Origin of the sequence: Flavobacterium aurantiibacter, from assembly GCF_002251775.1 — a bacterium.
In the GTDB taxonomy this organism is placed as follows: Bacteria; Bacteroidota; Bacteroidia; order Flavobacteriales; family Flavobacteriaceae; genus Flavobacterium; species Flavobacterium aurantiibacter.
In genome coordinates this window covers 1-1,658 of record NZ_NOXX01000012.1, presented here as the reverse complement: position 1 = coordinate 1,658, position 1,658 = coordinate 1, and the positions used below count along the sequence as shown (strand labels likewise).

2 protein-coding genes are annotated in these 1,658 nt (G+C 31.7%); both read right to left on the bottom strand.

Going from position 1 to position 1,658, the window contains the following annotated elements; all coding sequences use genetic code 11:
* Nucleotides 1-53 precede the first annotated feature (53 nt).
* On the bottom strand, nt 54-1,073 hold the full coding sequence (locus tag CHX27_RS00095; protein ID WP_094484766.1) for a hypothetical protein: 1,020 nt from the start codon (nt 1,071-1,073) through the stop codon (nt 54-56).
* An 82-nt stretch (nt 1,074-1,155) separates the two neighbouring features.
* Entirely contained in the window at nt 1,156-1,311 is a 156-nt protein-coding gene (locus CHX27_RS15390; protein WP_165764397.1) for a hypothetical protein, read from the bottom strand.
* Nucleotides 1,312-1,658 lie beyond the last annotated feature (347 nt).

Sequence of the window (1,658 nt, the reverse complement as noted above, 5' to 3'; positions counted from 1 at the left end):
GGCGATAAATCTTTTGCAATGAGTTTTCCGTTGGCATCGTAAAGTGCTTTGTTTTATTCTCTCGCGCTACCATTAAATCCAAAGTTTAAAACAAAATTATACTTTTCAACAAATTCCCTCTTTTTTAGAACGACATCATAAGGAATCATATATAGTTTTTTTCTAAGCTTGTTGGCTCTCTCAATATCTTTCCTGTTAGTCAAGTCACCAGTAACGGGTGAAAAGGAATATAAACCTTCAAATTTTAAATTGTCGCAGTAAGATGGGAGTTTATCTAAAAATTGCGAATTAAAATCACTGATGAATGCTAAATCTTGTGGATGCATATTGCCCAATTTTATCTCTTTTAAGAAGACGTCGTAGTATAGAGCTGAACTGCATTTATGATGCAATAATATTGGCATCGAAACATCAAAGTGAAGTCGATTTTTACCATAAAAAAAATATTTTGCAACTTTGTACTTTCTCGCTCGCGCATTAATATCTAATTTTTTTAAACTTCGCTCTGCAAAAATCGCAGTATCCGTTATCCCAAGTAATTTCTCCGAAGGAAATCCTTTACTTTTGATGACATTTATAAGCCTTTGAAAAACTATATCAATTCGTTTTTCGTAACCTTTCTTGTATTTATCGACTTGATCATTTATTGCAAGTGAATAGATGTAGTCTAAATATTCAAAATCAATTTTCTGAAGATATCGCAATCGAGCCTCCTCGAATATTTTTTTTATTTTTTTATTGTTTTTGTACTGAATATAAACTGAACTAAACAGTGGAAACATTTTCAAGTCGTCAATTTTCAGCCCAAATTCAAAACTTCTCATTAGGTATTTTTCATAATTTTTATTGTTAAATATTGCAATTTGTGCTGCATTTAACAAGTCCTTTAAAAACACGAAATCGTAACAGTCAAAGACTTCATCATATAATGCCAGACACTCATTGGGTTTATTATTCATAAAGTATGCAATTTCAGCATCATTGATTTTAGAATGATAAACAAAATAATCTGATTGACTATTCGCACTCCAATGGATGACAAACAATATCGTTACGTATAGAATTTTCTTCAAGGTTTAATGATGATTTGATGAATTCACTCGCATTTTTACAAAAGAACAGGACGGTTCGTGTAGTTCGTCCTGTCTTTTACTGCTAAAGCACGCCAACTGGCTCTAAGCCTGTGTATGGTTTATTATATCTGTCGTATTCAGTTCCGTCGCCGCCAAATGACCCGCCTTTTGTTTTCGAGTCATAATAATCAGTGTTGTTGCCGGTTGTCAAAATTCTGCCGCCAATAATTTTAAGCATATTCTGGATTTTATTTCCCTGATAGGCTTCAAATTTGTCTTGTTTAAGACTTTCTAATTTTTTCTTAATTTAAGAAATTAAATATTAATGAAGATTTATTGAATTGAAGTTTTTTATTGCGAACCCACGTGCACTTGGATAATCAACAAAAATATCGTTTCACAGGTAAAAGTATCAAATTCAATCAAATGTTAGTTCGTAAAATATAAATATCCTATGCAATTTTTATGCGCATCTATGCGTTATCTTTGTGCTGCCTCAAATTATGTTTTCATGAAAGAATACAATTTAGAAGAGTTACATAAATTAAAGGGATTAACTCAAAAACAGCTTGCAAATGCATTGGC